Genomic DNA, 26721 nt, shown 5'->3' with positions numbered 1-26721 from the left:
GACTGATATATACACTATTCTCAGGAAAGCAGGGAACAAACGAATGGAATATACAAAAATGGGCAACACCGGCCTTGATGTCTCCAGACTGTGCCTGGGCTGTATGAGCTTTGGCGATGCCAAGCGCTGGGTGCACCCTTGGGTGCTGGATGAAGAGCAGAGCCGGACGATGATCCGTACCGCACTGGACCTGGGCATTAATTTCTTCGATACGGCCAATGTCTATTCTGACGGCACGAGTGAAGAAATGCTCGGACGGGCTTTGAAGGACATGACTGCCAGAGATGAGGTGGTGATTGCGACCAAAGTATTCTTCCCTATGCGAACCGGACCGAACGGCGGGGGCTTGTCCCGCAAAGCAATTATGAGCGAAATCGACCACAGCCTGAAGCGGCTGGGAACTGATTACGTTGATCTGTACCAGATTCACCGCTGGGATTATACTACGCCGATTGAAGAAACGATGGAAGCCCTGCATGATGTGGTGAAGGCGGGAAAAGCCCGCTATATTGGCGCTTCCGCCATGTATGCCTGGCAGTTTCAGAAGGCGCTGCATGTTGCTGATATGAACGGCTGGACCCGGTTCGTCTCCATGCAGAACCATCTGAATCTCATCTATCGTGAAGAGGAACGTGAGATGCTCCCGCTCTGTAAGGAAGAGGGTATTGCGGTCATCCCCTACAGCCCCTTGGCTTCCGGCCGGCTAACCCGGGACTGGGCGGAAGCTACGCTGCGCTCGGAAACGGATCAGGTACAGAGATCCAAATACGATGCTACAGCCGATAAGGACCGCCTGATTGTCGAGCAGGTAGCTGCCATTGCGGCGGAGCGCGGAGTTCCGCGCATCCATGTTGCACTGGCCTGGCTGCTGCAGAAACAGCCGGTCACTGCGCCGATTATCGGGGCGACGAAGCTGTCGCATATTACCGATGCGGTGGGAGCGTTATCCCTTCAGCTGACAGCTGAAGAGATTGCCCGGCTGGAAGAGCACTACGTGCCGCATGCTATCGTTGGTGCGCTTTGAAAATTTCCATTCAGTAGACAACTGAATCAGCTTCATCCATTGAGCGCGTGCCGGTATGATCCGGCATGCGCTTTTTGCTGGAGCAGGAAACAGCCCTGCTCAGGGAGAAACTAACAGGAAGCCGGGAAATGCTGCCGGAGCGTTTGATTTAGGATTTGACCGGAAGCTGGATGCACAGTGATGAACTGCTGGATTCATGGCGGCATCTGGCCGCAAGAGTATAGAGATTACCATGATTAGGAGTGATAATTGTGCTGTCAAAGATCAGCCTTGAAGGCGAATGGAAGCTGCAACTGGAAGAGAAGGGGCAAGGACTGGTGCTACCTTTTACCGATGTAATTATGCTGCCGGGAACTACCTCCTTCGCCCGTAAAGGGCCGAAGAATGAGGAGATTCTGGTAGGCGCTCTGACGGATGAATTCCGTTATGAAGGACCGGTCTGGTACTCCAGAGAGGTTGGGATTCCGGAAGAGCTGGCAGGTAAGCGCTGCTGCTTATATCTGGAACGTACAAGGCTTACCACCCTCTGGCTGGACGGTCAGGAGATCGGCAGCCGCGACAGCTTGAATACTCCGCATGTATATGAGCTGCCGCAGCTGCAGCCCGGGAGTCATACGCTTACTATCCGGGTGGACAACACCGGCTATCCGACCAAAGGCGGGCATATGACCTCGCCGGACACCCAGACCAACTGGAACGGAATTACCGGGCGGATGGAGCTGCAGTTCTATGGGGAAGCCCGGATTAGCGGCATCCGGCTGAAGTCTGATCTGCCTGCACGTTCGGTGCAGATCTCGGCAACGCTGGAGAGCATGCAAGGTGCTACACTCGCGGTATCTGCTAATAGCTTCAATAGTGAGATAACACATTACGTAGAGGAACAGGAATATGTCATCACACCGGGTCCGTTCACTATAGACTATGCACTGGGTCCCGATGCGCTGCTGTGGAGTGAATTCACTCCCCATCTGTATACTATCAGGCTTGATCTCAAGGGCAGCGATGGAATTACCGTTGACCTGCAGGAGGTGATCTATGGGCTCAAGTCATTCCGGGCTGAGGGGGACAAGTTCACCATTAATGGGGAAAAGACTTTTCTGCGCGGCAAGCATGACGGCCTGATCTTCCCGCTCACCGGCTATGCTCCGACCGATGTGGAGGAATGGGTACGAATCTTGGGGATCTCCAAGTCTTACGGGATCAATCATTACCGCTTCCACACCTGCTGCCCCCCGGAGGCTGCGTTCACCGCTGCCGATCTGCTCGGGATCTACATGCAGCCGGAACTGCCGTTCTGGGGAACCATTACTGTAAATACCGATGAAGGGCATAATCAGGCAGAGCAGGACTATCTGATCAGCGAAGGATACGCCATCCTGCGGGAATTCGGCAATCATCCTTCCTTAGTCATGATGTCGCTAGGCAATGAGTTATGGGGCAGCAAGGAGCGGATTGATTCGTTCCTTGCAGATTATAAAGCGTTCGATGACCGTCCGCTCTACACCCAAGGCTCGAATAACCATCAATGGGTGCCGGAGGTGCTGGAGCATGACGATTTCTTCAGCGGTGTGCGCTTCACCCGGGACAGGCTGTTCAGAGGCTCCTATGCCATGTGCGATGCTCCGCTTGGCCATGTCCAGACTTCGCTGCCAAGTACAATGAAGGATTACGACGATCAGATTATTCCGCCGGGCTTCGGGAATGGTGAAGGAGTCTCCGTCGAGGCAGGCGGCGAGATCCTGATCCAGTACGGTACCGAAGCCAAGGCCGTACAATCCGGCAGTGAGTCCGGCGAATGGATACCACAGGTTCCGGTAATCTCGCATGAGATTGGACAATATGCTACGTTTCCGGATTTCCAGGAAATCGGGAAGTACACAGGCCCGCTAAAGGCGGGGAACTTCGCCATCTTCCGGGAACGGCTGGAGAGCAAGGGACTTGGTCATCTGGCCGATGCATACTTCAAAAGCTCAGGCCAGCTCGCTGTCGCTTGCTACAAGGAAGAGCTTGAGGCTGCCTTCCGTTCCCGCCGGCTTGCAGGGTTCCAGCTTCTGGATCTCCAGGACTTCAGCGGCCAGGGTACAGCATTGGTAGGTGTTCTGGATGCCTTCATGGATTCCAAGGGGCTGATTAGCCCGGAAGAGTGGCGGACCTTCTGTAATGATGCCGTGCTGCTGGCAAGATTCCCCAAGTATAACTACGGCGCTGGTGAGACCTTCGAGGCCCATGTGGAGCTGAGCTGCTTCCGCAGCGGCATGCCGGATGCCATTGAGCTGCACTGGGAGCTTGCGGTTGAAGGGGGAGTGCGGACATCGGGTTCAGCCGGAGCCTGGATTCCTGCCGGAACCCATTACATTGACATTTGCGATCTGGCGATTGAGCTTCCGGCGGTTGACCGGATGAGCCGTGCGGAGCTGACGCTCCGGGTCGAGGGAACCGATATCCGTAAGAGCTATGACTTGTGGATATATCCTGAGCAGAGGGATAACCCGCTTGAAGCTGAAGGCATCTATGTGTTCACAGAGCTGTCTGAGGAGGCCGTCTCCCTGCTGGAGCAAGGCGGCAACGTGCTGCTGATGCCGGAGCCGGAGTCGGTTCAGAACGGAATCGAAGGCTATTATTGCACGGATTTCTGGTGTTATCCAATGTTCCGCTCGATCTCGGAGAGCATGAACCGGCCGGTTCCCATCGGTACGATGGGCCTGCTGATCGATAACGGGCATCCGGTGCTGCGTGATTTCCCGAGTGAAGCGCATTCCACCTACCCGTGGTGGACCATCGCCCAGCATTCCAAATCGCTTATCATGGATGAGGCTGACAGCAGCTGGAATCCCATCGTACAGACCATCGATAATTTCGAGCGTAATCACAAGCTAAGTTTCCTCACAGAGTGCCGTGTAGGTAACGGTAATCTGCTGCTGTGTGTACTGGATGCCGCTAAGGTGAGCCGGACCACTGAAGGCAGACAATTCTTGACCAGCATAGCCGGTTATATGAATTCTGCTGATTTCCAGCCCCAGTACCAGGCAACCATTGAAGAGATTCAGACTTTGATTCGTTAAAATGACCTAATAGAGCTGTCCCAAAGCCGTGAAGCGGCTGCTTGGGGCAGCTCTTTATACTTCTCTATTCTGCCGAATATACTCCATGAATCTTCTGGAGGCGGGGGACAGATAATGGTCCCGGCGCCATTGCAAGCCCACCTCCCATTCCCAGCCCGGCTCCTTGATGGGAATCCAGACTAGACCGTCAAGCATCAGTCCGAGCGTCTGTGGAAGCACGGAGACGCCAAGCCCGGCTTTGATGAAGCCGGCCACAGTAATCAGATCCTCAGCATAATAGGTAGAGGCCAGCTCGAAATTAGTATTTTGGAAAAGGGAGGTGATTGTGTTCTTGAGTCCGCAATTCGTCTTCAGTCCTACAAACGGCTCACCCGACAGCTCGAACAGACTCAGCGAGGAACGCGAGGCGAACCGGTGGGAACTGGAGACCACAACATAAATCGGCAATCTGCGAATCACCATCCATTCCTTATTCTCCGCCGTAGTCTCTCTGGACGTAATCAGCATATCCGAGGTCCCGTTATCCAGCGCTTCGTCGATATCCCCGTGATTCCCCTGATACAGATCAAACCGTACCTTCGGATGGTCAGCCTGATAATCTCTGATAAGCGATGGGATCAGGTCCACGCCAAGAATATTCAGATAAGACAGATGAACGGTTCCACTCTCCGCATTGGACGACTCCTCAATCTCCCGCACCCCATTCCCGATATTGCGCAGCGCTTCTTCGACCCGCGAACTGAACATAACCCCATAGCGGTTGAGCTGGACATTGCGTCCCTTGCGCTCGAATAAAGGAACCCCCAGTTCACTCTCCAGTTTGGAAATCGCATGGCTCAAGGCAGGCTGCGTAATTCGCAGCGCTTTGGACGCAGAGGTCATATGCTCAAGCCGGGCTACGGTCAGAAAGTACTCCAGTTGTGTAAGCTCCATGCAGACAGCCCCTTTATACATTAATATTATTAATGGATTTAATGAAAATAATAAATTAGACGCACATATTAATCAAGTCTAAGATAGACATACAGACCTTAGACGGCTGGACTTGCAGCCTACCCTGAGGAATCCCTAATGAATTGAGGCCGTAACATGACTATAACTTATGCTAGCCCGCTGACAGAATACGAAGGTAAAAGAATCTTGGTAACAGGCGGTACCAAGGGGATGGGACAGGCAATCGCTGCCCGATTCACTGCGGCAGGCGCTGAAGTCATGACTACTGCCCGGACACTTCCGACGGAAGGGCCCGCTTCGGATTTGTTCGTCCAGGCCGATCTGTCCACGCCCGAAGGCGTGGAGCGAGTCATTGCCGCAGTCAAGGCCCGGTTCGGGCGGATCGACATTCTGGTGAATAACGCTGGCGGCAGCTCAACACCAGCGGGGGGATTTCTCGCAGCATCCGATGAACACTGGATGGATGCGCTGAATCTGAACCTGCTGGCAGCTGTGCGGTTGGACCGGGGGCTGATCCCGCTCATGCTGGAGCAGGGCAAGGGAGTCATCATCCACATCTCTTCCATTCAAAGAGTGCTGCCGCTGATCGAATCGACCATCCCCTATGCAGCCGCCAAAGCTGCGTTAAGCAGTTACAGCAAGAGCTTATCTAAGGAATTCTCTCCGAAGGGCATCCGGGTGAACCGGGTTGCGCCGGGCTTCATTCAAACCACAGCAAGCGAGGACTTCCTAAAGAGTATTGCGGAGGTAACCGGCAGTGTGGAAAGTGCGCTGCAGTCCGTAATGGACGCGCTGGGCGGCATTCCCATCGGACGTCCCGGCTTCCCCGAGGAGGTGGGCGAGCTGGTAGCCTTCCTTGCTTCCGACCGCGCAGCCTCCATTACGGGTGCTGAGTACGTGATTGACGGGGGAACCGTACCTACGGTGTAAGGTGATTCTTCATCCTCACCGGTAAGAGCTGCATAAGCCAGCATATACCTCATAAGACAGTCCGTTAAGCCATTCATTGGCTGGGCGGGCTGTTCTTTTTGTCTGTTTCGGGCTATTATTTCTTATTAGCAGCGAAGCTGAGCTAAAGGTCCACCCAGTATAAGAAGCACTTAGGAAATAAACAAAAAGCAAAAGAAGCGGAGGGGAAATTTGGAACTGTAGGAGCGGTAGCGACCGCCTTTGACTCCGGATTTCAACCGCGCACAGCGGTCCAATAGAAGAAATCTGGAGTCAACAGCGGCCGGAAGTCCAAATGTTCACCGCAGTGACGATGAAGCTTCAAGTTCAAATCTTGTGTGCGCCTTATATATTCTTTATCTTTTCTTTAGATTTGGTTTAGACTGGATTAAGAATGGCAGGCTATAGTTACAAAGAGCGCGGCTTGCATGACAAGATAGAGGGGGATTCACCATGTATACCATTCTCATAGCCGATGACGAATCGGAGATTGTTGAGCTTCTGCAGCTGTATCTGGAGAAGGAATATAACATTTTGACGGCAGAGAACGGAATTGAAGCCTTGAAGCTCATGCAGAATAACAAGATTGACCTGGCGCTTCTGGATATTATGATGCCGGGGATGGACGGGCTGCAGCTGCTGAAGCGGATTCGGGAGCATGAGCATTTCCCCGTACTGTTTCTGTCCGCCAAGAGCCAGTATCATGACAAAATCCTGGGTCTGGAGCTTGGTGCGGATGACTATATCGCTAAGCCTTTTAATCCGCTGGAGATTGTGGCGCGTGCCGGGGCCATGCTGCGGCGGGTGCATCAGTTCGATGCCAAGGCACCGGAGGAGGAGAAGCCAAGTGAGCAGATCGTGCTCGGCAGGCTGACGCTGGACCGGAGTACCTGTCAGGTTGAGGTAGCCGGGGAGGCCGTCGCTCTGACCTCTACCGAATATAAAATCCTGGAGCTGCTGATGCAGCAGCCGGGCCGTGTTTTTACACGCAAGAAGATCTATGAGACCGTCTGGGAAGATTTCTACGTCTATGAGGACAACAGCATTATGGTGCACATCAGCAACATCCGCGACAAGATCGAACGAGATTCCAAGAGACCGGAATACCTGAAGACGATCAGGGGATTGGGGTACAAAATTGAAGCACCCGTGGAAAAGTAGAGATAACCGCCCGCTGCAGACGTCGCTGACCATCGACTTCCTGCTGTTCAACTGCATGCTGCTGATGCTGGTGTTAGTGGTCTATCTATTCGTACAAAAGGATATTGCTGAGGTTATCCGGGAGCAAATGACGCCTGACCCCAATCTGTCTGTGGAAGCCGGGGCGTACCGGGAGGAGCTGGGCCAAGGGCCGGAGAGTGAGCGTCTGCTGAAGAGCGGAGGCTGGCTGGAGCTGCTGGATTCCGGCAAGCGTGTGATCCGTGTTGTTGGCGAGAAGCAGGATGAGATTCAGGTTTATGACGAGGACAGCCTGTTTCAGGGACTGGAGAACGGCAGCGACCAGCCCTTTTATTATTCTATTACGAGCGTAACGGAGCAGGACAGCGGGGCAGCCTGGATGTTGCTTAAGATTCCCCGCGATGTAATCAATGTCTCTATTAATAACGAGTTTCTAGTCTCCTATCTGAATCATTCGGTGTTCTTTTATGTATTCCTGGTCAGCGGGTTGATTCTGCTGCTGATTTTTGTATACAGCTATTGGGTCTCCAGACGGATCAAGAAGCCGCTGCGGGTGCTGAATCTAGGCTTGAACCGTATGATGGAAGGGCATTACAATACCCGAATCGCTCTCTATGCAGAGACGGAGTTCCTGCGGATCGGCCACAGCTTCAACTACATGGCTGATGTGATTGAGAAGACCACCGAGGAGAAGCGCCTGGCCGAGAAAAGCAAACAGCGGCTGATGGTCGATCTGTCACATGACCTGAAGACCCCGATTACCAGCATCCAGGGATACGCGCAGGCCCTTATCGAAGGACGCGTTACCGACCCGGAGCGGCAGACGAAATATTTGAATTACATCTACACCAAGTCCGTGCAGGTCACGAAGCTCATTACGCATATGCTGGATCTGCTTAAGCTGGACTCACCGGATTTCATCCTGCGTATAGAGCGCCTTGAGCTGGGCGACCATCTGCGGGAGATTATTGCTGATACCTATGGCGAGATTGAGCAAAAAGAATTCGAGCTTCACCTGCAGGTGCCCGAAGAAGAGGTCTATGCCCGTTATGATCCCGAGCTGTTCGCCAGTGTCATTAATAATCTAATTTCTAATGCTCTGGCCTATAATCCCGAAGGGACGCGCATCCGGGTATCCGTGATTCCCGAGGATACACAGATCAGGATCGAGATTGCGGACAATGGAGTCGGCATTCCGAAGGAGCTGTGGACTACGATCTTTGATCCGTTTGTGCGGGGAGATGAAGCCCGGACAACGGCAAGCGGGGGTACCGGTCTGGGCTTGTCCATTGCCAAGAAGAACGTAGAGAAGATGGAGGGCACGCTGCTACTGGAGAGTAGGGAAGGGGAGCCGACGGTATTTGTGATCCGTATTCCGAAGTAGCGAACGGCTGAAGGAATACAGATAAGTGATTTTATATAGAGGAAATAATTAACTTCTTGTCGAATGTACTGATCTGGAAGATTCCGGCACCTTGCCGGGACACCTAACTTACATCGGGGGAAGGAATTAGAACATCTATGAAAAAACTTGCATTACTGCTCACCACTCTGCTGCTTGCGCTCGGACTGGTCTATCCGGGAGGCGCCGGACAGGCAGCCGCCGCAGCCGCACCAGTGTACACGGAGATTGCTACGTTTGTCGAAGGCAACCTGCTTATTTCGCCAGCCAAATCTGTACTCGTGAATGGCTCTGCCTATGTTCCGGTTAAGCTGGCCGGGCAGATCCCGGGCTTCACTGTGGCGGCAGATGCCACTGGCGTAACGCTCACAGGCAGCAAAGGAAGCGCCAAGCTGAACAAGGATAACTCTATTTTGTACAAAAGCACCAATTACGTAGCCTTCAAAACCCTGCTCAAGCTCGGAGCGATTGACGGCAAATATGCCTCCAGCGCCATAGCGTTGTTCGTTTGGAGTACAGAGGACGGCAAGAATAAGAGCAACAGTATGCTCTACGCGATCAGCAAGCTGCCTGGAACGATGGGCATTGTGCTTGGCAAAAAGGTCTACTTATATGGACATCCGGGAAGCCATTGGGTGAAAAGTGTACAGTATGTTGATGACAACAACCAGAACTTTGTGATGCAAAATGAAGCCGGAACCGAGTGGGTTCTGGACTTGAACGATTTTGTGGACAATACTATGTACACCATGGAGAATATTGATTATTTGAAGTATTACTATAATGGACTAACGGTGTGGACCCGGAACGCCATGATTACCGATAGTCCGTTCAAGAACTTTGAGAAAGCAACCATCGCCAATTTCCGCCCGAACCCAGTAAGTGGTAATTTAGAAATGATCATCCGCCGGGCCAACGGGCAGGAGGTTCCGCTCAAGATTGAACCTCGTGATGACCCTAGTGAGTATGTCGAAGAGGTACTGTTTTTCAAGAATCCGCAAACGAAGTTCAAGATCAGCGATAAAATGTGGTCAGCCATCCGTGAAGAGCGGGCGGTCAGCGGCATGACGATCACAGAGCTTCTGCTCTCCTGGGGAGACCCGGACGAAGTTTATGACGGGTATGTAGTGTACGGCCACCAATACGTCTATTTCATCAATGATAAGGTCTTCTCTATAGTTAATCTTTAATTCTTAGCATCTCCAGGCTTGCTTAAGGAATTCTTAGAGTTCCTTGGGCAGGCTCTTTTTTTCATGTATAATAAATGCACTGGAACCAGCTATTCTTTTACACTCTAGGAGGACATTATGCAGCTCATTCAACCCCAAGCTATTCAGACCCGGATCGACGATTTCGTCTCTGAGGATCTATATATCCATCTTGAACTTACAAACGGAGCCTACGCCAGCCATTTCGACAGCTCCCGTGCTCCGGGCTCGGTGTTCATCAGCAATGCCGAGATCCGATACACGAACGGCTCCATCTCAGGGACAGGACCCTACCGGGTGGGTTTGAAGACAGAGAAGGGCTGGATCTATGCAGAAGGCCTGACCCATGTGGATGAGCAGGATAACGAGCGGCTGATTCTGGCCGGACATGACAATATGGGCAAGCTGATCGTGGCGTTGCAGCTTAGCCGGAGCCCTTTTTAATGATACTGGAGGAGTAAGCAGACATGAATAATAAATCTATGGACCATGCAAGAATCCTGGTGGTACTTCCCCATCCTGACGATGAAGCCTACTTCGTATCCGGGACGCTGGCGATGTATATTGCAGCAGGTGCAGAGGTGACCTATGCCTGTCTGACACTGGGAGAGATGGGCCGGAACATGGGCGTTCCGCTGATCGCGAACCGTATCACTCTGCCGGCCATCCGCCAAGCGGAGCTCGAAGCTTCCTGTAAGGCCATTGGAATTCAAGACCTGAGGATGCTGGGCTTCCATGACAAAATGATTGAGTTCGAAGACCCGGCGCTTCTGGATCAGCGGATGGAATCGCTCGTGAAGGAGCTTACCCCGTCGCTGGTGATTACGTTCTACCCCGGATATAGCGTGCACCCGGATCATGATGCCACTGGTGCTGCGGTGATCCGTACAATGGCCCGGCTGCCCGCAGCGGAACGTCCGGTTGTACATAGTGTGGCTTTCTCGAATAACCATCAGCAGCGGATTGGAGCAGCCGATGTAGTCATCGATGTAACGCCTTTTATCACTGTCAAAATCAACTCCATTCTGGCGCACCGCACCCAGTTCCAGGAGGATAAAGTGCTTGGTAGCCTTCTGCCAACTGATCCAGTAATCTGCGGCAAGTATGGTACGGAACGCTTCTGGACCTACCGGTTCCCAGAATGCAAGGAACAGCCGGAGGAAGCGGCATTGTGCTGCAATTAAGAATGGAGGCGTAAAGATGACTGAACAACGGGTATACATCCGCTACCCTGAGGCGGGAGATGCTACGGAGCTGACGGCGATGTATTTGCGTAACCGTGAATTTTTTGAAGAACATTCTCCGGAGATCAGCGGGGATTTCTATACGGAAGACTACCAGCTTGACAAGCTTGCGCAGTATGAAGAGTTCAGGGCAGCGGATGAGAGATACGACTTCCTGGTCATTCACAAGGCTGACCGCCGGATTATCGGTACTGTCAGTCTGTCTTTTGTGGTGCGGGGACCGCTGCAGAGCTGTATGATCGGGTACAGTCTGGACAAGGACTATAACGGTAAAGGCTATATGACGGAGGCGGTGCAGCAGGTCGTGCGCTATGCCTTCGAGGAGCTGAAGTTCCACCGGATTACTGGGGAAGCCTCACCGGATAATCCCGGCTCCATCCGTGTGCTGGAGAATGCAGGCTTCCATAAGGAAGGCATTGCCCGTCTGAATGTGAAGATCCGCGGGGTGTGGAAGGACCACCAGATTCTCGCGATTATCAACCCGGCGGATATTAGTTAACGGAGTTAACGCACGGATTAGTAGCTTAAATATTAACCTTGTGGAGGATCACCAATGAGCCAGCGTTTACGAATTACCCGTTCCATGCAGGAAGAGAATGCAGAGCAGGCGCTAACCTTAGAGGAATGCAAGCAATACTTTGCCGATAAATCGGGCTTCAGCTATTCCGGGGTCTACACCGTACAAGGTGCGGAGAGCACGATGTCGATTGATGGAGATTTTTTCATGTGGAGCCATGAGGGGACGGAGTATCCGTTCCGTCTGTATATGGGCGATCTGTACGTTGCTTTGTCAACGGAGGCTATTGTACCCGTGATCCTTGAGATTGCCACGGACCTGCGGGCCGATGTGGTTGAGGGGTAGGCTGAGTAAAGTTCGGATTAAGCTGTTTTTTACACATTCTGTATGCTCCCCGGATGTTATATTGATCCAGTACATATAAGAACTGGGGGAACCAGAATGAATACATATCAGAGCAGAGTACAAGAGCTTCACACGATGCTGACCCGCTTTATGGAGAATGGACCGTTTACCGGATTGCAGGTGGGGATCGTTAGTGAGGACAAGATTCTTTTTACAGGAGAGTATGGCAGCGCTAATGTGTCTACAGGGGAGCCAGTGGCTAACAGCACTCTTTTTCACCAGGCATCCGTCTCCAAGACCTTCGTAGTTACGGCTGTGATGCAATTGGCAGAGCGTGGGCAGGTAGAGCTGGACTCACCTATAGTGAGCTATCTTCCGTATTTCAAAATGAATGATGAACGCTATCATCAGATTACAGTCAGACAATTGTTGAATCACACCTCCGGGATGCCGGATGAGGAGGATTATGCCTGGGACCGGCCTGAATATGATGAAGAGAGTCTTGAGAGGTATGTCAGAGGAATCTGCCATCTCGGCCTGCTGAGTGATCCGGGTACTCATTTTGCATACAGTAATATCGCTTATGAAATTCTTGGAGATCTGATTGCCAAGGTTAGCGGCCTCAGCTTCGAGGAGTATATGCGGCAGCATCTTCTGGAGCCTGTTGGGATGAGCACGAGTTCTTTTCTGAAAATGGAGGTTGAACAGGTGCTGGCTGCGCCCCATGTGCTGAGGAGCTCTGCAGGGTACGGGCCATACGTTAGTGAAGTGTTCCCTTACAATAGAGCGCATGCTCCCAGCTCCACACTGTATACCAATGCGCAGGAGATGTGCCAATATATGCTGATGCAGCTCGGTCAGGGCAAAGCTAAGGATAGATATAACGCCTTACAGCCCGGCAGTTATGATCAGATGTGGAACCCTACTATGGCTACAGGCTGGGGGCCGGAGCATGAAGCTGTGGGGCTGGGCTGGTTCCTGGGCCACTATAATGGCTCACGGATACTCTCGCATTCCGGCTGGGATACCGGATTCCTTAGTGAGCTTATTCTGCTGCCGGATGAGAATCTCGGCATCTCTGTAATGACCAACTGTGACCATGTGTGGCTGGGCAGTGTGACCCGTCCTATTCTGGATCTGCTGCTGGGCATGGAGGTCCGCCAGCTTAAGCTGTCGATGGTACATCATCTTGCCAAGACCGTTGTCACGAGCGGCGCAGGTGAGGCCATTAACGAATACCAGCGTATCCGGCGCTTAGAGCAGGATAAGTATTATGAAGCGGATTTTGAATTTATGCGGATTGCTGATACCTTAAGTTATGGCGGCCACCGGGAGGGAGCAATACGCATTCTTACCTGCGCTGCTACAATATACCCGGACAGTGAAGCCGTTGCAGGCAAGCTGCAGCAGCTTTTGGACGAAGACTAGATTTTTCAGTGGGGTAAGACCCGTCTTCCAAGCGCTCCCTAGCGGTCATCAAGACTGTGATGGGAGTCTTTAGTCTTGCGGGAACGCCGCCGGGACATGAACAGCAGACACAGGGCAATCACGGTGAGGATCATTCCCAGCAGCCGGAATCCGCTGAAGCTGAACTGGTCGCCCATAATGATTCCGATGAGCAGGGAGGAGAGGATCGTCCCGAAATATCTGGAGGTGCTGAATAAGCCGGAGGTTACGCCGATGATCTCTTTTGGCGAGTGGTTGAACAAGGCGGCTTGCATGGCGACGTTGTTCAGTCCGTTGCTGATTCCGAAGGCAGCCAGGGCCAGGATGATGCTGATTACAGGCGATGCCGGATTCAGCATCACGATCCATAGCGACCCGATGGTCATGAGGATTGCCGAACCTGCCTGCGCGGGCCGGGGCCCTGAGGCATTGATCCATCTTCCGGCGATTGGAGAAACGGCGAGTGAGCATAGACCCAGACTTAACATCAGAAGCCCGGTGTGGAATTCACTGACCTTACGAACGAGCTGCAAATAAGATGGAAGACCGAAGAAGACGGAATAAAATAATAGATTAACCAGCATGAATTCGACATTGACACGGATCAGCCCGGGATACCCGGCGAAGGTACGCAGAGGAATGAAGGGCATGGCTGTTCTTAACTCATGCCTTACGAAGACTGCAAGCAGGATGAACCCGGACAGGCCGATGATTACATTGAATAGGGAGACATGACCGGAGGACTTGGCCGACAGCATCTGCGCAAGTACAGCCACCAGCCCCACAGTGAACAACAGGATTCCAGGCACATCCATCCGGCTCATCCATTGCCGCAAGGACGGCTTGGGTAATAAGGCTGCGGGCGGCTTATCTTGCGGGATGGTTCTCCAGGCTAACAGGAAGCTCGCCATTACAAACGGCAGGTTGATGTAGAAAATGGAAGACCAGCCCCACACATGGATCAAGACCCCGCCGATGAACGGTCCTGCCGCTGCCGCTCCTGATGTAAACATCGACAGCACGGACAGAGCAGAGGCTTGCCTGTCTGTAATATTCACCCGGATGATAGCCATCCCTACAGCCACCACCATACTGGTTCCGATAGATTGGATAATCCGCAGAACAACGAGTCCCCCGAAGCCCGGAGACCAAGGGGCGAGCAGGGAGGCTGCGAAGACGATTACCAGTCCGGCCATGAATATTCTCCTGCGGCCGAAGATATCGCTGGCTCTGCCCATGACAGGCTGGGCAACAGCGCTGCCAATATAGAACGAGAAAATGATCCAGGAAACCACAGTGAACTCAAGCCCGAACACATGCTGTAACCTGGGGATCGCCACAGCTACCATCGAAGAGTTAAGCGGGTTAAGCATGATTCCCAGCCCAACGGATATCATTAACCACCAGTTGCGTGCATTCATTGTTATTCCCCCTCAAGTGCTGTACAGTTATCGTACAGGATATGAGTTATTTACTCCAACGCATTTCATGTTATGATTTCATAGACTTGAGGGAATGAATGGAGGCGGGATATGGAGCTTCTTCAATTGCAGTATTTCATCGCGGTTGCCCGCCTGGAGCATATGACCGAGGCTGCACACAGGCTGCATGTTACCCAATCCTCACTGAGCAAGACCATTCAGCGGCTTGAGGAGGATCTCGGAGTTCCATTGTTTGACCGGAGCGGGAGGAAGCTGCGGTTGAACGAGCCGGGACGCCGATTTCTTCAACGTGCAGAGAAGGCGCTGTTCGAATTGGAGCAGGGGAGGCAGGAGCTTAAAGACCTGTCCAGCCTGGAGTCCAGCAACCTTGAATTAGCGGTAACCACCGCGAGTACCTTGCCCGGTATTCTCCGGGAGTTTCGCCTCAAGCTGCCGGACATACATTTTCACGTACAAATGCTGCCCATGCAGGAGATGATTCCCCTTCTTCAGAGGGGAGAAGTTGATTTCTGCTTGTCCTCTCCTCCGGTCAGAGGGGAAGAGCTGGAATGTCAGGTGGTCTGTAACGATCACATCTACCTTGCCGTTCCAGCCGCTCACCCTCTGGCGGACCGCAAGAGCCTCGCCTTGATAGAGCTTAAGAATGAGTGGTTTGTGGGTGTCAAACAAGGTTACGGGATTCGAGATTTGGTGGATTCCGTCTGCCAGGCTTCAGGATTCCTGCCACGCTATGTGTATGAGGGAGACGAACCGGCCCGCTTGATTGACCTGGTGGAAGCCGGAATCGGCTTAGCCTTCATCCCGGGTACGGCGAGGAATGCGCAGGATCATATCCGTCTGATTCCGCTGGAAGACGAGGGACTGGTCAGGGAAATCGCCTTGTTATGGCATAAGAACCGCTATATTTCACAGGCGGGCCTGATTTTCCGCGAGGTTGTTATCGAATATTTCGCTAAGCTATAATGTCACCGGGAGGAATGAACCTATGAACGACACACAGATTACAGAACACAAGCGCATACTGGTGGTGTTCCCGCATCCTGACGATGAGGCTTTTACAGCGGCTGGCACACTGGCGAAGTATATTGAGCAAGGCTCAGAAGTAACCTATGCCTGCCTGACGCTGGGCGAGATGGGCCGGAATATGGGGATTCCTCCATTCGCGAACCGGGTAACCTTGCCGGAGATCCGCCGGGAGGAGCTGCGTGCTTCCTGTCAAGCTATCGGGATACAGGACTTAAGAATGCTAGGCTTCCACGATAAAATGATCGAATTCGACGACCCGCGCCTGCTGGAGAATACAATACTTTCCCTGCTTCGGGAGCTGACGCCGTCCCTAGTGATTACTTTCTATCCCGGCTACAGCGTGCATCCGGATCACGATGCCACCGGAGCGGCGGTCATCCGGGCAGTCCACCGCCTGCCTGCCGCTGATCGGCCGGTTGTCCACTGTTGCGCCTTCTCCATCGGCCATGAGGAGCATATCGGACTATCGGATGTGCATGTCGATGTCACCGCATACTTGGACAAGAAGATGGCTTCTATCCAGGCACACCGTTCGCAATTCCAAGCGGCGGAGCTTGTCGGCAATCAGGAGCTGACGGCGGAGGAGATTCAGCTCCGCTTCGGGCAGGAAGCCTTCTGGACCTATCCCATGAACACACAACACTAAGAGAAGGCAGGAATCACCTATGAATCTAATGAATCAAAAAGATAGAATGCTTGCAGGATTACCCTATAAAGCATGGCTGGACGGATTAACCGAAGAACGGACAGCCGCCAGGCTGCTGGTTCACCAGCTCAATTCACTTTCTCCAGACGCTCATGAGGAGAGAGACGGGCTGATCCGCAAGCTTTTCGGCAAGACGGGGGAGCTTGTGCATATTGAGACTCCCTTCCGCTGCGATTATGGATCGAATATCACTGTAGGTAATAATTTCTATGCCAATTTCAACTGTACGATTCTCGATGTAGGCAAGGTGGTCATCGGCGAGAATGTCATGTTCGCTCCGAATGTATCGCTTTACACAGCAGGACATCCTGTCCATCCCGATTCCCGGAATTCAGGCTATGAATACGGGATTGCCATCACCATCGGCAACAATGTGTGGATCGGCGGCAATGTCATTGTGAATCCGGGGGTAACCATCGGGAATAATGTAGTTATCGGAGCGGGGAGCGTAGTGACCAAGGATATCCCGGATAATGTGATCGCCGTAGGCAGCCCGTGCAGAATTGTCCGTGAGATCACGGAGGAAGACCGGAAATTCTATTACAAGGATAGAGAGTTTGACGTCACGGACTACGTGTAGAATCGCTGCTATACCGTCCTTAAGGGACAGGATTCGTTCTAAATAAGCACATAGGTAGCCCTCAGCGGCCCATGCACCCCGACGACAAGCTTCATTTCGATATCGGCGGAATTGGAGGGACCAGAGATGAAGTTAATCGATGAACCCACCGGTTCCCCGTCCTGAATTCTCCGGTTAAGCGCTGCGGCGGCATCCGTGGAGCGGAGCACCAGCTTCTCACGTTCAACCACCGCAATATAATGGGCAGGCAGGAAATGGAGCGACCGTCCCTGATCGGGGCGGCTCTCCAGAACAACCGTTCCAGATTCCGCAAGTGCACAGTCGGCGAAGACTATGGCTGTATTCGCCGATTCAGCACGCCTGATATTCTCCGCCCGTCCCGCAGCTTCTTCCCATACGGTCGCATCCGGGAAGGCCAGCCCGTACTCCCTGAACCGGGGATCACCGGAAGTCATCACGTTCCCGCCGCCATTTGCCTCTAACAGATCATCTAACGTTCTCTGCAGCAGCTCCCGCGTCGTCTCAATCACCTGAGTGTGGATGAAGAAGCACTGTTCCTTAAGAATCTCCACCAGATTGTCCGTGGTAAGCGGGCCGTAGCTGTCAGGAATGAACTCCCGGATTGCAGGACGCTGAACCTCTGACTTCCGTGCCCGGCCCAGCTTGGCGGCAATCGTATTCAGAAAAGCCTCTTTGTTCGTATTCGTGTTCATGTTTGGATTCGTATTCGCGGATGCTGTCATTGCGTTGCCCCTCCTTTGCGCTTCTCCAGCCATGCCCGGAAGCTGTCCTTCTGCTTGACGGGCTGCTTCAGGTCGCGGGAACGAATCCAGCCCTGAAGCAAGGCTGGTCCTCTTACAATACGGCCCTGCTTGCTCATCATCCGGCTTGCAGAGTGGGCGAACCGCAGGGTTTTGCCGAACAGGGCAGGGGAAGAGAGCAGCTTGCTGGCGGCTTTCATCTGGATTCGGTCGGCAGCACCGGTCCTCTTCTGCTTCACAATATTCTGGCGGTGCATAATGAGCTGCTCATGCAGCGGGATTTTTACCGGACAGACATCTGTACACGCCCCGCACAGGCTGGAAGCATACGGCAGCTCTTTATAATCGTCATAACCGCCAAGCAGCGGGGTGATGACCGCCCCAATCGGCCCCGGATAGATCGATCCGTAAGCATGGCCGCCGATATGGCGGTAGACCGGACAGACATTCAGGCAGGCACCGCAGCGGATACACTGCAGCGCTTCATTGAATTCACTTCCGAGAATATCGGATCGCCCGTTATCGACGACTACCAGATGGAATTCCTCAGGGCCGTCTGTCTCACCGGCGGAGGAGGGTCCCATTACTGTGATATAGCTGGTTAGTTTCTGTCCGACGGCGCTGCGGCAGAGCAGATTATCCAGTACCTCCATCTCCTCCAGAGTCGGCACAATCCGCTCCATGCCCATTACCGCGATATGCGTCTTGGGAATGGCAGCCGTAAGATCGCCATTACCCTCATTGGTGACGAGATTAATCGCTCCGAGATTGGCTATGGCGAAGTTGCAGCCTGTAATTCCGACCTCCGCTTCCAGGAACTTCTGCCGCAGGACCGTGCGGGCAAATCCGGCCAGATTCTCCGGAGTTTCATCGCCTGTATAACCAAGCTTCTCTGTGAATACCCGCTTGATTTGCCTCCGGTCCTTATGCAAGGCGGGAGCCACGATATGCGAGGGTGGGTCCCAATCATCCATCTGGAGGATATATTCTCCAAGATCCGTTTCCGTCAGCTCACAGCCTGCTTCAAGCAGAACGCGGTTTAGCTCTATTTCTTCCGTGACCATGGATTTCGATTTGACGATCTTCGTGGCTTGTTTGCGCACAATAACATCCCGGATATAAGAGCTGGCTTCTTCTTTGGTTGCTGCAAAATAGATATGCCCGCCCTGTCGCTCAATATTGCCGGCAAGCTGCTCCAGATAATAATCCAGATTCTCCAGAGTGTGCTGGCGGATAAGCTGGCCTACATTCCGCCACTGCTCCCAGTCACCGAGCGCAGTGGCCGCAGACAGACGTCTTGTCTTGAGACTGTCCTGCGCCGAACCCACGGCACTGCGCATGAAGGCATCCCCAAGGCCATCCGTCGTCCGTTCGCTGAAATTACGTGAATCCGTCTGCAGGCTCAAGTCCGGCTTCCCCCTTTGCTAACTACAGGCTGATGTTGATTCAATACCTCTGCAATATGCATGATCCTTACAGGCTCACCCTTACGTGACAGGCGTCCCCCGATATTCAGCAGACAGCCCATGTCTGCACTGATTAGAATATCCGCTCCCGTATCCATGACACAGCCGCATTTCTCATCCACCATCTGCTCCGAGATTTCAGGCATCTTCACCGCAAAGGTTCCGCCGAACCCGCAGCAGTTATCGCTGTTCTTGAGTGGCTCAAGCTTCAGTCCCTTCACCTGCTCCAGCAGCTGGAAGGGGGTTTCCTTCTCTCCGAGAAGTCTGGTCATATGACAGGAACGATGGTAGGTTGCGGTGCCTTCGAGAGTTGCACCCACATCGGTCACCCCCAGTACTTTGACAATGAATTGGGTCAGCTCGTAGGATTTCTCTTTCAAAGCAACCGCTTTCAATTCCCAATCGGGGTCACCCCGGAAGATCTTCGGGTATTCATGGAACATCGCAATGCAGGAGCCGGAGGGACCTACGACATAATCCGAAGCTTCGAACGCCAGCATCATGTTCTGCATAGCAAGCTTGGATTCCTGCAGATAACCGCTGTTGTAAGTAGGCTGGCCGCAGCAGACCTGTGAAGCGGGATAATCGATCTCGCAGCCAAGCCGTTCCAGGACCTCCACCATGGCGATCCCGACATTCGGGCTCATAAGGTCTACCAAACAAGTAGAAAAAATACTGACTCGCACTCCTACCCCTCCCATCAATGAAAACCTATATCCTCAGCTTAACTCAATAAGTCAATGAAAAACAACACAAAAACAAATAAAAAATGTGAAACTTATTGACAATAAATATTGATAGCGTTTACACTATGATTGGGTAATTGGGATAATGGAATAATCTACCTTGAGGGGGAGAAACAGTGACCAAGCATTTGATGTATATCGACGGCCAATTTACGGAATCCGAAGGCAAAGAGTGGATGGATGTTACCAATCCGGCAACCGATGAAGTGATCTCACAGGTTCCCAAGGCTACAAGGAATGATGTCATACGTGCCATTGATGCAGCAGAGCAGGCCCAGGCAGCGTGGGAGGAGACTCCGGCGGTAGAGCGCGGCAAGTATTTGCATGCGATTGCTGACGGGATTCGGGCAGAGGCGGACAGCATCGCCAGGCTGATCTCGGAGGAAGTCGGCAAGACCCTGGAATTATCCACCGTAGAGGTTCATTTCACTGCGGATTATTTGGATTATATGGCGGAATGGGCACGGCGTTATGAGGGGGAGATCGTGCAGAGCGACCGTGATAATGAGCATATTTTTGTATTCAAAAGAGCGATTGGCGTCACCACGGGCATTCTGCCCTGGAACTTCCCGTTCTTCCTGATCGCGAGAAAAATGGCCCCGGCGCTCATCACCGGCAACACGATTGTCGTGAAGCCCAGCGCGGAATCTCCGAACAATGCCATGGCGTTCAGCCGGATCGTGGATCAGTCCGGATTGCCTAAGGGGGTATTCAACCTTATTACTGGCAGAGGCGCGGAAGTGGGCAACGAGCTGTCCAGTAATGCCAAGGTAGGCATGGTTAGTCTTACAGGCAGCGTACCGGCAGGGCAGAAGGTTATGGAGGCGGCGGCTGAGAATATCATCAAGGTCAGCCTGGAGCTGGGCGGCAAAGCGCCTGCCATCGTCATGAAGGATGCCGATCTGGAGCTGGCTGTTCAGGCGATTGTGGCTTCCCGGGTCATTAATACAGGCCAGGTCTGTAACTGTGCGGAGCGTGTCTATGTCCATGAAGATATTAAGGAGGAGTTCACTACGCGGCTGGTTGAAGCGATGAAGGCCGTGAAGTACGGAGACCCGCTCAAGGACACAGACATCCAGATGGGACCGCTCATCAACAAGGCCGCACAGGAATCGGTTCAGCAGAAGGTGGACCGGGCCGTTCAGGAAGGGGCTAAGATCGCCTTGGGCGGTAAAAAGGTAGAAGGAACCGGCAGCTTCTTCGAGCCGACAGTAATCACAGACGCTACGAATGAGATGGAGATTGTGCAGGATGAAATTTTCGGTCCGGTTATTCCTGTCATCTCATTCTCAACCCTGGATGAGGCGATTGCACTCGCCAATGACAGTGAATTCGGCTTAACCTCATCGCTGTACACCCAGAATCTGAATGTCGCCATGAAAGTAATCAAGCGGCTGAAATACGGGGAGACGTACATCAACCGTGAGAATTTCGAAGCGATGCAGGGCTTCCATGCAGGCTGGAGAAAATCCGGCATCGGCGGCGCTGACGGCAAGCATGGCTTGAACGAATACCTCCAGACGCATGTTGTCTACTTGCAATATGACAAGTCAGTTAACTGAATGACCTCATAATGTAAGCATATAAGCATATAAGCATATAAGAGAAATGCTCCCATGCAGTTTGGGGGCATTTTTTGCGTGTGAATATAAGAAGTTGTAGGTTCATCCGCAATTGAGCAGATTTACAAACGATTTCACAGATATGGGGGCCTTCGGATTCGGGAGCGCGGTGCTATCATTGGTAATGAAACGGCAGGAATTATGGATTGTAAGCGCATTAACGGGCTGGCGCCAGAGCCGTTCTTGGTTAGAGGCAGCGCCAAATTACCAGGGTCTGGGGGAACGGAAGAAGCGATGAGAGAAATTCTGTTGAACGAATTGAACTGGGAAGTCAAAGGATACTGGCCTTGGGTGCCGCTGAAGGGTACAAGCATGGAGCTAGGCCAGGAATTAATGGGGGTGACCGACTGGATGCCGGCAACGGTGCCGGGGGGAGTTCATTACGATCTCTACAGACAGGGCTGGATTGCCAATCCCTATGAGGACTTGAACAGCTTGAGCTGCGAATGGGTAGAGAATCGCTGGTGGGTGTACCGTATGACCTTGAAACGACCGGAGTTGAAGGGGTCCCGAGTTGAGCTGGTCTTTCTGGGACTCGATTATGAAGCAGTGGTATACGCTGATCATATCCTGCTTGGAGAGCATAAGGGAATGTTTGATCCGGCTGTGTACGATGTTACAGAGCTGCTCTCCGTTCGGGAGAAGCTTGAGATCTCCGTGCTTCTGAAGCAGGCACCTGATGAAATGGGGCAAATCGGCAAAACCTCGGCCACCTTCACGCAGAAGAGCCGTTTCAATTATAAGTGGGATTTCTCTACCCGGCTGGTTAACGTTGGAATCTGGGATGATGTGCTGCTAAGGATACATGAGGATTATTCGTGGGGTGAAATGTCCATCACGACCGATGCTGAGGTTGAAGAGGACGGCAGCACTCAGGTGGCTGGCTGTATTGAAATACAGGCCGCCGTTTCATCCACTTCTGGAGCAGAGCTTGCCCGGACACTGACGGCGAATATCACCTGCTCTGATCCCGGAGGTAATCTGCTGCTGATGCAGACGCATCCCGTCTGTGCTGGATCGGTGCTCAAGACCACGCTGGACATCCCTGAACCTGAGCTATGGTATCCCAATAGTTACGGGGCGCAGCCGCTCTACAGTCTTGAACTGAAGCTGCTGGATGAAGACGGGAAGGAGCTGGATACTCGGGTTATACGAACCGGCATCCGCAAACTTGACTATATCCGAAATGTTGACAGTCCTGACAATGCGCTGCCCTATACAGTAGTCATCAACGGCCGCCGGATCTATATGAAAGGGGTGAATATGACCCCTCTGGACCATCTCTATGGAAATGTAACAGTCGAACAGTATCAGCTTATGGTCCGTCTCATGAAGGCGGCTCATGTCAATCTTGTCCGGGTATGGGGCGGGGGGATCATTGAGAAGCAGGTCTTCTACGACCTATGCGATGCGAACGGCATTATGGTCTGGCAGGAATTCATCCAGTCGAGCTCGGGGATTGACAATATTCCTTCCAAGCAGCCGGAGTTCCTTGAGCTGCTGCACCAGTCCGCCCGCTCAGCACTCAAGGCGAAGCGTAATCATGTCGCCATGACGATATGGAGCGGCGGCAATGAATTAATGAGCGAGCCGAATAAGCCTTCGGACTTAAGCGATTCCAATCTGGCAATGCTGAAGGAACTCGTTGAGCAGTATGATCCGCAGCGGCTGTTCCTGCCAACCTCGGCTTCCGGTCCGGTGGAGTATATTAGCGAGACCAAGGGGCAGGGGCATGATGTACACGGTCACTGGAAGTACATGGGCAACCCGTATCATTATGAGCTATATGGCAGCAACGATAATCTGCTGCACAGTGAATTTGGGGTGGACGGTCTGAGTTCACTCAAGAGTCTGGAGAAATTCCTGGGCGCAGCGCACCGCCAGCTGGTCTCCATGGAGAACAGTGCAGTCTGGAGACATCACGGGGAGTGGTGGGATACGCTGAGCCGGGATGAAGAAATATTCGGCAGTCTGACAGACCTGGCACAATTCTCCGTCTGCAGCCAGTGGATTCAGGCGGAAGGAATCCGCTTCGTGCTGGAGGCCAACCGGCGGCGCAAGTTCCGGAACAGCGGAAGTATTGTCTGGCAGCTCAACGAACCCTGGCCGAACGTGTCCTGTACCAATGTGGTTGATTATTATGGTGAACCGAAGATGGCTTACCACTGGATGAAACAGGCCTTCCGTCCACTGCATGTATCACTGGACTACCGGAGTCTGCTGCTCACACCGGGTACCGGTTTCCAGGGAGATGTATACGTACATGGCTGGGAAGGGGAATCGTGTGAAGCTGATGCGGAGGTCCTGGATTCGGCGGGCCGGAGCCTGCACCGGCAGCATTTCATAACCCAAGGAGACAGAGACCGGGCAGTCTGCGCCGGGACCCTGAAGTTCACAGTACCTGAGCTGGAGGACCAGTTATATTTCGTCAGATTGTCCTTTATGAACCGTGAAGAAGAACCGCAGCAGAATGTATATGTATTCTCTACCGCCAGGGAGCATCTGTACGCACCAGCGTTAGCGCTTACAGGCGGCAATCTTCAGGTGCGCCAGGAGAATAGATGGCTGCCCGCTGTTACCGGAGAGCTGAGTCTGCAAGCCTGCTTCATGGTAGCTAATACAGGCAGTGAAGCGTTGCTGCATGTACATGCGGAAGAGAAGGGAAACCGCTACTGGATGGAAGCAGACGAGCAGTTCCTGACCTTGTTCCCTGGTGAGGCAAGAATGGTGACGGTGACCTGCACGCCGAGACAGGCGGGAGGATTCCTGGCCGGGGAGAATCACAGCATCTCCGGTGACCTGCCGGTTATTCAGTTCAAATCGTTCCTGGCTGTCCAGGGCACAAGCAAACCGGACGGGGGGCAGGAGAATCGTGAATAGACCATTATGTTATGTTCCAGGACCATTCGTACCGCTAAGCCGGTATGTTCAAGCGGGCGGGCATGAGCCCGTTACCGTTCCGGTAAGCCGGGCAGTGGCGGACTATCTAAGACGGCATCGCTCCATTCTAAAGCTGGCCTGTCAGCGCAGCGGCGAGGTGACCTACCTTAATGCACGGTGGTCCACACTTTATGAAGATACCGTTGAAGCTGAAGCAGCAGCCTGGAACAGCAATACAGCGGAAGGCGTGTTCGTACTTGTCAGCCCGCTGCTTACCAATATGTTCCCGGTAGTATCGCACTGGGACAACGATTCAGCAGAGGGGGGAGGCAGGTTCCGCTATGGAGGAACAGACGGCATTGGAACGCTGCGCATGGACGAAGCAGGGGCGCAGGTTATTTCCGAGCATGTAAGGCTCTATAACAGCGACACCGACAGCCCTTATGTATATAACACGGAAGATTATGAGCTGTTTGGTGAGGGTGAATTGGAGCGAACACTGAGAACTCCGCAATTCGAGCACTACATCGGGGACCGTTACAGTCTATATGCCGTCGATGATCTGGTCGCCGTATCCTTGAGTGACCGTATGCTCAAGACCTTCGGATATCCTGTGGTCTTCGTTAATGAATCCAGGGAGGAAGGGGGGCTAATAGGTGATGCACCTGTATTTCAGTTAATCAGCAACAGGCTGCTGAATTCGGAGAACCGGCATAGCCTGGCTTCCTATATTCTCCCGCCTTATTGGAATCCGGCGAACGCCAAGAGGTATCCGCTGTTGTTCAATGGTTATTATGACGCCAATGAGAACACCTTCAGTACTGTGGGACCTTCATTTCTGGAGATCATAGGCAAGACGCTGGCCGGTACGGGCCAAGGCGTGGTTGGCATTCTCTGGAACGGCGGAGGCTACATCGGAAGCCGCTCCCTGCAAGGCTCAATCTATGGTGGGATCGGGGCGGCAATTGCCAGCGCCCAGGACCGCTATGGCGGTGATGCAGACCAGGTAGTGGCTGTGGGAGGTTCGCGCGGCGGATTGACTGCACTGCTGGCCGGAGGCAACCCGCACCGGCTGCCTTACCGGGTACGTTACACACTGTGCTATGCACCGCCGCTCATCCTTAACGGACTTATCCGTGAGTATGCGGAAGGTGCCTGTCCGCTGATCTGGCATGTAGCAGAGGTGGACACCGGTTACCGTGATATTTGGAAGCAAAACTGGCGGCATCCGGTGACAGGAAGCACAGCAATTGAGACTCTTCTGTGGACCCTTACAGGTGAAAGTGACCCCGGCCTTCTGAAGGAAACTGCCGGACTCGAATCCGGGTTCTTCCTGCAAGGGCTGAAGGCGAGCGGTACGAAGCTGCTGATCAATCACGGTACACATGATGCCTTCACTCTCAGCCGGTTCAGCTTTGCTTTTGCCGCATTGGTCCGAAGCTATGGCATTCCGCTGCGTCATGAGATCGGCTACCGCTTCGGCCATAACAACTGTACGGATCTCTACGAGCAGGCGGCCCTATGCCTGAAGGCTTTGCTTGAAGATCAGGAGCTTGACTTCACAGGAACGGTGCATTACCGCAGACGCAGTCCGGCTGCAGGAGAATGGGAACAGGCTGAACGGTTTAGCCCGGCCCATCAGCCGGTTTTTCTGGAGGCGCCTAAGTTAGTACCCGCAGGCAGACCGGTAGCTTGGACACTGTATGGAGAGCAAGGCATGGAATACCGGCTGGAGCTGGAGAGCCTGGACCAGCAGGCATGGGAACAGAACAAGCAGGTGATCCGTAACAAGCGCATCACTCTTGCGACCGGGAGATTGCCGGACAAGCGACATCCCCTTGAAGTCTGCTCATGGCAGGAGGGGATAAGCCCATCCACTGACGCGTTAAGTGCAGGTTATTATCTGTACGGGCTGTCCTACAGGCTGAGGGGCGAACTGAACTGGACCGAGGTCTCGCCTTCCCGGGTGCCACAGCCGGGTGTAGAGCCGCAGTCAGTTCTCCGCATTCTGGAGGAGCAGCCCAATCCGGCAAGCGAGGCCTTCCGCGCGGAAGCGGCTGTGCTGTGCATCAGCTCCGGGCTGTCTGAAGCCTGAGCAGGCAGCTTAACCGGTACAGAAGGTATACCAACTATACAACGCCTGACCGGAGTGAATTACGGTTC

At 53.2% G+C, this 26721-nt stretch carries 22 protein-coding genes; 17 read left to right on the top strand and 5 right to left on the bottom strand.

Annotated elements, in window-relative coordinates:
- Positions 1-43: 43 nt before the first annotated feature.
- Positions 44-1024, top strand: coding sequence for an aldo/keto reductase (locus MKY64_RS11330; protein WP_340953021.1), 981 nt, complete (start codon positions 44-46; stop codon positions 1022-1024).
- Between the two features lie 251 nt (positions 1025-1275).
- On the top strand, positions 1276-4086 hold the full coding sequence (locus tag MKY64_RS11325; protein ID WP_340953018.1) for a glycoside hydrolase family 2 TIM barrel-domain containing protein: 2811 nt from the start codon (positions 1276-1278) through the stop codon (positions 4084-4086).
- 54 nt (positions 4087-4140) lie between these two features.
- On the opposite strand, the gene MKY64_RS11320 is transcribed toward MKY64_RS11325, so the two are convergent.
- Positions 4141-5019 (bottom strand): LysR family transcriptional regulator, encoded by an 879-nt coding sequence (locus MKY64_RS11320; protein ID WP_340953017.1) that lies wholly within the window; start codon positions 5017-5019, stop codon positions 4141-4143.
- Between the two features lie 156 nt (positions 5020-5175).
- On the opposite strand from MKY64_RS11320, the gene MKY64_RS11315 reads away from it, so the two are divergent.
- The 9 genes from MKY64_RS11315 (at position 5176) to MKY64_RS11275 (ending at position 13311) form a co-directional block, all read left to right on the top strand.
- Complete coding sequence (locus MKY64_RS11315; protein ID WP_340953016.1) at positions 5176-5970, top strand: SDR family oxidoreductase; 795 nt, start codon at positions 5176-5178, stop codon at positions 5968-5970.
- Positions 5971-6441: 471 nt separating this feature from the next.
- On the top strand, positions 6442-7149 hold the full coding sequence (locus MKY64_RS11310; RefSeq protein WP_339314167.1) for a response regulator transcription factor: 708 nt from the start codon (positions 6442-6444) through the stop codon (positions 7147-7149).
- On the top strand, positions 7127-8551 hold the full coding sequence (locus tag MKY64_RS11305) for a sensor histidine kinase (RefSeq protein ID WP_340953014.1): 1425 nt from the start codon (positions 7127-7129) through the stop codon (positions 8549-8551). The genes MKY64_RS11310 and MKY64_RS11305 overlap by 23 nt, the downstream gene beginning before the upstream one ends.
- A 137-nt stretch (positions 8552-8688) precedes the next feature.
- Positions 8689-9759, top strand: a complete 1071-nt coding sequence (locus tag MKY64_RS11300) for a hypothetical protein (protein ID WP_340953013.1) — start codon at positions 8689-8691, stop codon at positions 9757-9759.
- 117 nt (positions 9760-9876) lie between these two features.
- Positions 9877-10221, top strand: a complete 345-nt coding sequence (locus MKY64_RS11295) for a YojF family protein (protein WP_340953012.1) — start codon at positions 9877-9879, stop codon at positions 10219-10221.
- A 23-nt stretch (positions 10222-10244) separates the two neighbouring features.
- Positions 10245-10961, top strand: coding sequence for a bacillithiol biosynthesis deacetylase BshB2 (gene bshB2, locus MKY64_RS11290; RefSeq protein WP_340953011.1), 717 nt, complete (start codon positions 10245-10247; stop codon positions 10959-10961).
- Between the two features lie 16 nt (positions 10962-10977).
- Positions 10978-11520 (top strand): GNAT family N-acetyltransferase, encoded by a 543-nt coding sequence (locus MKY64_RS11285; RefSeq protein WP_340953009.1) that lies wholly within the window; start codon positions 10978-10980, stop codon positions 11518-11520.
- Between the two features lie 54 nt (positions 11521-11574).
- Entirely contained in the window at positions 11575-11883 is a 309-nt protein-coding gene (locus tag MKY64_RS11280) for a hypothetical protein (RefSeq protein WP_036728430.1), read from the top strand.
- 96 nt (positions 11884-11979) lie between these two features.
- Positions 11980-13311, top strand: a complete 1332-nt coding sequence (locus tag MKY64_RS11275) for a serine hydrolase domain-containing protein (protein ID WP_340953007.1) — start codon at positions 11980-11982, stop codon at positions 13309-13311.
- A gap of 38 nt (positions 13312-13349) precedes the next feature.
- Here the strand turns inward: MKY64_RS11275 and MKY64_RS11270 are convergent, their stop codons facing one another.
- Positions 13350-14750, bottom strand: a complete 1401-nt coding sequence (locus MKY64_RS11270; RefSeq protein ID WP_339314171.1) for an MFS transporter — start codon at positions 14748-14750, stop codon at positions 13350-13352.
- Between the two features lie 111 nt (positions 14751-14861).
- On the opposite strand from MKY64_RS11270, the gene MKY64_RS11265 reads away from it, so the two are divergent.
- The 3 genes from MKY64_RS11265 to MKY64_RS11255 are packed head-to-tail and all read left to right on the top strand — an operon-like array spanning position 14862 to position 17083.
- On the top strand, positions 14862-15734 hold the full coding sequence (locus MKY64_RS11265) for a LysR family transcriptional regulator (RefSeq protein ID WP_036728425.1): 873 nt from the start codon (positions 14862-14864) through the stop codon (positions 15732-15734).
- A gap of 22 nt (positions 15735-15756) precedes the next feature.
- Positions 15757-16443 carry a bacillithiol biosynthesis deacetylase BshB2 gene (bshB2, locus tag MKY64_RS11260; protein WP_339314172.1) on the top strand — a complete coding sequence of 229 codons (687 nt, stop codon included), beginning with the start codon at positions 15757-15759 and terminating at the stop codon, positions 16441-16443.
- Between the two features lie 28 nt (positions 16444-16471).
- Complete coding sequence (locus tag MKY64_RS11255; protein WP_339256690.1) at positions 16472-17083, top strand: sugar O-acetyltransferase; 612 nt, start codon at positions 16472-16474, stop codon at positions 17081-17083.
- Positions 17084-17121: 38 nt separating this feature from the next.
- Here MKY64_RS11255 and MKY64_RS11250 read toward each other — a convergent pair whose 3' ends face one another.
- The 3 genes from MKY64_RS11250 to MKY64_RS11240 are packed head-to-tail and all read right to left on the bottom strand — an operon-like array spanning position 17122 to position 19996.
- Positions 17122-17826, bottom strand: coding sequence for a LutC/YkgG family protein (locus MKY64_RS11250; protein ID WP_340953005.1), 705 nt, complete (start codon positions 17824-17826; stop codon positions 17122-17124).
- Complete coding sequence (locus MKY64_RS11245; protein WP_340953003.1) at positions 17823-19250, bottom strand: LutB/LldF family L-lactate oxidation iron-sulfur protein; 1428 nt, start codon at positions 19248-19250, stop codon at positions 17823-17825. The genes MKY64_RS11250 and MKY64_RS11245 overlap by 4 nt, the downstream gene beginning before the upstream one ends.
- Complete coding sequence (locus tag MKY64_RS11240) at positions 19247-19996, bottom strand: (Fe-S)-binding protein (protein ID WP_339314175.1); 750 nt, start codon at positions 19994-19996, stop codon at positions 19247-19249. The genes MKY64_RS11245 and MKY64_RS11240 overlap by 4 nt, the downstream gene beginning before the upstream one ends.
- 176 nt (positions 19997-20172) lie before the next feature.
- On the opposite strand from MKY64_RS11240, the gene aldA reads away from it, so the two are divergent.
- The 3 genes from aldA to MKY64_RS11225 all read left to right on the top strand — a co-directional run bounded on the left by aldA (position 20173) and on the right by MKY64_RS11225 (position 26653).
- Positions 20173-21618 (top strand): aldehyde dehydrogenase, encoded by a 1446-nt coding sequence (aldA, locus tag MKY64_RS11235; protein ID WP_340953001.1) that lies wholly within the window; start codon positions 20173-20175, stop codon positions 21616-21618.
- Positions 21619-21912: 294 nt separating this feature from the next.
- The gene (locus MKY64_RS11230) at positions 21913-24558 is read left to right on the top strand and encodes a glycoside hydrolase family 2 protein (protein ID WP_340953000.1); all 2646 of its coding nucleotides are present in this window, start codon (positions 21913-21915) and stop codon (positions 24556-24558) included.
- Positions 24551-26653 carry an alpha/beta hydrolase family protein gene (locus MKY64_RS11225; protein ID WP_340952998.1) on the top strand — a complete coding sequence of 701 codons (2103 nt, stop codon included), beginning with the start codon at positions 24551-24553 and terminating at the stop codon, positions 26651-26653. The genes MKY64_RS11230 and MKY64_RS11225 overlap by 8 nt, the downstream gene beginning before the upstream one ends.
- The last annotated feature ends 68 nt before the right edge of the window (positions 26654-26721 follow it).

The organism is Paenibacillus sp. FSL R7-0210, assembly GCF_038009085.1.
GTDB lineage: Bacteria > Bacillota > Bacilli > Paenibacillales > Paenibacillaceae > Paenibacillus_AQ > Paenibacillus_AQ silagei.
This window is presented reverse-complemented; position numbering and strand designations above follow the sequence as displayed.